Source organism: Halobiforma nitratireducens JCM 10879 (assembly GCF_000337895.1).
GTDB classification, from domain to species: Archaea; Halobacteriota; Halobacteria; order Halobacteriales; family Natrialbaceae; genus Natronobacterium; species Natronobacterium nitratireducens.
The window spans coordinates 1-5,168 of the sequence record NZ_AOMA01000187.1; the positions used below are offsets into that span (position 1 = coordinate 1).

Here is a 5,168-nt window from a genome sequence, read left to right on the forward strand (position 1 = left end):
CCCTCATTCAGCAGCTATTCAACAAAGCACAATAGCCGACTCTCGGATGCGAGTTGGCGGCCAGCAGCTTCGCCACTAACTGATCAAAACCCTAATCAGTTTTAGGAAAGATTGCGTAACGGACAAATGCGCACGAAAGTGCGCATGAGCCGGAGTCCGTGCAGCCAAGCACTCACTCCGGCTCGCATACACCGCTCCCGTACGGCGGGAGCAATCCAACGTTGACGTTGGCAAAATAAAGACCTGCTGACGTCCGCGACCCACACGCAACTGGGTCTAGCGCACTCGAGGGATCGTTTTCCCATGTCGGGGCCGAAAACACAGAGACACATGACCTCGAGACTATCACGCCGAAGTGACTGTCGCACAGCGTCCGTATCCAGCCACCGGACCAGACAACTACTCGCCCCGACTGCGAGACGATAGCGTCGCTCCACCCCTCGCTCGTTGACGATCCCACTGACCACGATGCCCATGCATCCAGCACTCGCTAGCACGCTCGAGCGAATTGCGGCCCGCGAGGACTGTTCCCCGACGGCACTGCCACCGCTGTACGACGCCGTCGACCCCGGGGCCGTGGCTACCGTCCTCGAGTCACCCGCGGACGCCACCGTCCGGTTCGAGTACGATGGGTACCACGTCGTGGTTGGTCCCGACCCCCACAGCGTATCGGTGAGCGAGACGGAGCAGTAACNCCCGCGGACGCCACCGTCCGGTTCGAGTACGATGGGTACCACGTCGTGGTTGGTCCCGACCCCCACAGCGTATCGGTGAGCGAGACGGAGCAGTAACTTCCTCCCGACCGCACGAACTGGGCGGGGGCTTCTTTCGAGCGGCTGTATCCCGAAACCTGTCGTATGGATGGTTAGCCACTCCTCGTCGTGGTCAGCATGTAGGAGTCGAATACCCTTTTCCCAAGAGCGCCGCACCAAAATCAACGCGTGTTGGCTGTTCTGTCAGGCCGACTCAACTAACCCGGAGAAGTCGTACGCATCGTCAGGCGTGTGCTGTTCTTGCCAGTCGGTGATCGACGCCTCGGGATCGTGATAGTTCTGGTAGAAGTCGTGGTTGCTGTACCAGCCGAGATGGTCGTAGAATCCCGGGCCTTGAATCCGAACGTCTTCCGGTGGAGCGATCCCCATCGTGATGTAACAATCCCGAACCTGACAACACAGGTGACGAACCAGTGACTGCCGGAGGTCCTCGAGATCATCGAACTGATATGCCCGCCCGAACATCTGTGGACGGGCTTGCGGGTCACGATCCGGCAGAGTGCGAGCGACGGACTGAGCGACTTCCTCATCGTCAGCGCCGTTTGCCCATCGGATCGTCACCGGTCCGACTGCTTCAATCACACCCTCGCTAACCGCCGCTGCCGTGTCGGTCATGTCGATCTCCTGATCGGCGACCGTTTGCCTGATGCGGTTTACAAGCCCACCATCCTCGGATTCTTCCATGGCGGCGTTCACAACGGCCTCAAGGGTTCCATCGTCGATTAAGCGTTCGAGGATGGCTGCCGTATCGGTTTCCTCGAGTCCAAGATAGATGTCCTGTTCGACGCGCGGGACGGTCGTCGGTGGCAGGTCGGGGACCTCGACGACCGGAGCTGCCTCGCCAGCGTCGTGGCGCAACTGCTGGTAGAACTCGCCGAAGTGAGCTTCGAAGGTGTCTGGGGGAAGGTTGGCAATCGCCATTGCGGCGGTCGCGATCCTGTCGGGGTTCGAAAGCGGGTCGACCGTTTCGTATCCCTGCTGGCGGTAGACGTAGAACTTGGCGAACCGACGCGTCTGGTTGACCCACTCGTGTTCTTCCTGGCTGCGTTTGGATGGGTCGTCTGGGTATCCACTTTGTAGGTGACCACTTATTTCACCATTATAGAGCACGCCGACTTTGTGTTTTACACCGTTATTATCGAAGACAGTAACGCCAAAACCGTTATTAGTCTCCTTTTTTATCTCTGCATCCATCAGTAGTCAACCTCCTCGGAGAGTTCCCCAGTTCCGTCACTCTCTTGCAGTTCACGCTTGACCGTTTCGACGATGGTTGCGAGTTCTGCCTGGGTGAGATTCCCGTCTTCACCAAGGGCAGCATCGGCAGCCCCTTTCCCGAGCATACTCGAGGCAAAGGACCCAGAGGCAGCGACGGCAGCACCAGCAGCGAGCGGCACTCCGGCGGATGCAACCGTTGTTAGGGCCGCAAGCGTTGCGCCGACTCCAGCGGTGACTGCCGTTCGTTCGTTGGTCGCTCCATCGCGTAGCCGTTCGAACCAGCTCGTATCGCCGCCCTCGAGTTCGTCGATATCCACTCCGAACTCTTCTAACGTCGCTTCGTCGAGTTCATCCGACCCGCTGAACATCTCCTCGAGGTTCTCGGAGCGCTGTTCGAGCCGCTTGTCGACTGCCTCGGGGACGCGTTTCTCGATCTCTTCGGAGACGATTTTGCGAATTCGGGACGGGCTCGCAAGTCCGTCGTCGCTAGCCGATCGCTGAATGTGCACGTCCGTCCCCATCCGATTGACGACCAGTGGCTCGTCACTCGAAAGGGCCTGCTGGGCTGCCTGATCGGCCTCTTGCTCGAGTTGCGGGATCGGGACCGATCTCGAGGTCACCATCCTTCCTGGGAAAGTGTGTTGTCTGAGCGGGTGCAGTGAAACTCGACTCGAGTAGTTAGACGAGCAGGTCGTCGGGTGTGTGTTCCTCGAGCCAGGTGTCGACGGTCTGGCGTGGGTCGTTGTACGGCTCGTAGAAGCCGAGGGGTTCGTACCAGCTGACGTTTTCGTAGAAGCCGGGACCCTGGATGCGGACGTCTTCGGGTGGGGCGATTCCACACCGAACGTAACAGTCCCGAATCTGACAGCGGAGGTGGTGGACGACCGCACGCTGGAAGCCTTCCGGCGTGGTTTCCTCGTAAAGGTCGGCGAACAGCTGAAGGCGTGCGTCCGCCGTCTCGCCGAGTGGGCTGCCAGTTCCGGGAGCGGTCGTACTCGAGGTCTGGCCGCCCTGGCGGTAGTTGATTTCCAGTGGGCCGACGGCCTCGAGGAGTGTGGTCCCGATAGCATCTCCGACGGAGGCAGTATCGATGTCGTGATCCGTCAGTGCCTGCTGAACCGATCGCTGGAGGTCTTCGCCGCCGGCAGACGATTCCTCGAGGGCGTCGAGGACGCCATGTGAGGAAAGCGTCTCGTTGAGTTGTGCCGTGGTTTCTTCCCCGAGACTGACTGAAATGTCCTGGTCCAGCCAGATGAGTGCGCTGTCGGAGATTTCGGGCGTCTCGACGACTGGCTCGGTACCGAGCTGATAGTGATTGAGTTGCTGATAATACGCGTCNCGATTCCTCGAGGGCGTCGAGGACGCCATGTGAGGAAAGCGTCTCGTTGAGTTGTGCCGTGGTTTCTTCCCCGAGACTGACTGAAATGTCCTGGTCCAGCCAGATGAGTGCGCTGTCGGAGATTTCGGGCGTCTCGACGACTGGCTCGGTACCGAGCTGATAGTGATTGAGTTGCTGATAATACGCGTCCAAATACTCGACTAACGAGTCCGGTGAGAGACTCCCCAGGGCGAGCGTTACCGCGGCGATCCGATCAGGATTGCGCCGCGGCTCGAGGGTGTCGTAGTCCCGCTCGCGAGAGACGTAGAACTTGGCGAACCGACGCGCCTGGTTGACGTGTTCGTTCTCGATATCGTTGCGTTCGGCGGCTTTGTCTGGATAGCCGTCTTGATTGTGGGCTGTTATTTCCCCATCCGACTTCCGAATATCGATCACATGTTCTACGTCGTTATTATCGATGACGCTCAGACCCAACAGATCGTCAGTTTCGCCTGTGATTACTCCATCCATCATCGATCACCGTTGTTGTTCCGACTGCTACCAGCGACATTGTCGTCCTCGCCAGTATCTTTCTCAGTCCGTATTTTCTCGACCCTCTCAGCGACCTCATCGAGTTGCTCGTCGGTAAGTGGGACACCGTCCTGTGGGCTGACGGTGTCGGCGACGGTGCCGCGGAGTGCAGGGGCCATGGTACTGGTAGCAACGGTAGCGGCGGCAGCGGCGGGGATGGCGGTCCCACCACTAAGAACGGTTGCTGCGATCGTACCAGCAGCGAGCGTCCCGGCCACAGTGCCTTCAGCAATGTTGCGCTTGCCCGCTTCGGAGCCGAAGTTGTCCGTAACGGCGTCTTTCATCCGTCCCAACAGCGATTGCTCCTCGGAATCGCCGGCATTGGCAGTATCGGGGCTACCCTGTGGCGTCTCACGCGTTTCGCCTTGCTCTAGCGGGTCCATCCTGGCTTGCTCCTCGATCTGTCCCTGATAGTAGTTGTCCACGATCTCGAGCACTTCGCCCTTGGTGACGTACTCAGAGTCGCCTTTCGCCGATCGCTGAATGTGCACGTCCGTCCCCATCCGATTGACCACCAGTGGCTCGTCACTCGAGAGGGCCTGCTGGGCTGCCTGATCGGCTTCCCGCTCGAGTTGTGGGTCAGGGTCGATCTCGAGGTCAGCGCCTTCCTGGGGCATCATGCTGACGGTCGCGCCGCCGTTTTGTTGTTTGACGTGGGCGAGTTCGTGNATCATTGGGTCAGCACTGCCGATAGGTGGTCAGTTTCTGGTCTGCCCGTCCCGTCCGGCGAACTAATCTTGAACGTGCAACAGGGTATATAATACAGAAGCAGTATGTTCACTGCAATAAAATTACTCCTCAAGCGAACGGTTCGGAAACGAGTGTCTCGAGTCGGTTATTGCTTCTCTATCGGGTTTGCCGTACACTGCAACAGGTCAGACCTCTTCCGGTATCTGCCCACCTCGTGTGAGGTGTCTGTCCCTCCCGAGGTCGTCGCCAAACCCGTGCTCTCACGCAGTACCAGGATATCCACGGCGCTGTGGCGACCAACGTTTTCGCCGCTCGAGCGCACTACACGGTCGAAGACCCCTACGAACGGACCAAGACGCCGGACTCGCGACCCACCTTCGGGCTCGACGACGGTGAGATCGACAGGATCGTCCTGTCCGCCTCCACTCCCGAGCACGTCGAGTACGGGTTCGGGGATGTTGGAGGGTCTGGTGTCGGTTCCCTCGACCGCGCGCTGGATGTGTTGCTGTTCTTCCGGGCCGTAGCCACGACTCGAGAGGGGGCGACGGCTCGCGCGCGGGATAGTCGAGTCGACGGGGAGG

The 5,168-nt window shown here is 59.6% G+C and carries 3 protein-coding genes and 2 pseudogenes; 2 read left to right on the forward strand and 3 right to left on the reverse strand.

The window, feature by feature from the left end; all coding sequences use genetic code 11:
• The first annotated feature begins 474 nt into the window (after positions 1–474).
• Positions 475–693: a HalOD1 output domain-containing protein gene (locus C446_RS16940; protein ID WP_006674355.1), complete on the forward strand. Its 219-nt coding sequence runs from the start codon at positions 475–477 to the stop codon at positions 691–693.
• A gap of 263 nt (positions 694–956) precedes the next feature.
• Here C446_RS16940 and C446_RS16945 read toward each other — a convergent pair whose 3' ends face one another.
• The 3 genes and pseudogenes from C446_RS16945 to C446_RS20155 form a co-directional block, all read right to left on the reverse strand.
• The gene (locus C446_RS16945; protein WP_239639528.1) at positions 957–1,967 is read right to left on the reverse strand and encodes a hypothetical protein; all 1,011 of its coding nucleotides are present in this window, start codon (positions 1,965–1,967) and stop codon (positions 957–959) included.
• Positions 1,967–2,608 carry a hypothetical protein gene (locus tag C446_RS16950; RefSeq protein WP_239639529.1) on the reverse strand — a complete coding sequence of 214 codons (642 nt, stop codon included), beginning with the start codon at positions 2,606–2,608 and terminating at the stop codon, positions 1,967–1,969. The genes C446_RS16945 and C446_RS16950 overlap by 1 nt, the downstream gene beginning before the upstream one ends.
• A gap of 1,755 nt (positions 2,609–4,363) precedes the next feature.
• Positions 4,364–4,571: pseudogene (locus C446_RS20155) on the reverse strand (DUF4157 domain-containing protein); the annotation flags it as partial.
• A gap of 204 nt (positions 4,572–4,775) precedes the next feature.
• Between C446_RS20155 and C446_RS18300 the strand changes: the two are divergent.
• Positions 4,776–5,005 (forward strand): annotated as a pseudogene (locus C446_RS18300) (hypothetical protein); the annotation flags it as partial.
• Positions 5,006–5,168 lie beyond the last annotated feature (163 nt).

Coding starts and splice junctions, on each gene's coding strand:
- C446_RS16940 (WP_006674355.1), top strand. CDS start 475: ATGCATCCAGCACTCGCTAGCACGCTCGAGCGAATTGCGGCCCGCGAG.
- C446_RS16945 (WP_239639528.1), bottom strand. CDS start 1,967: ATGGATGCAGAGATAAAAAAGGAGACTAATAACGGTTTTGGCGTTACT.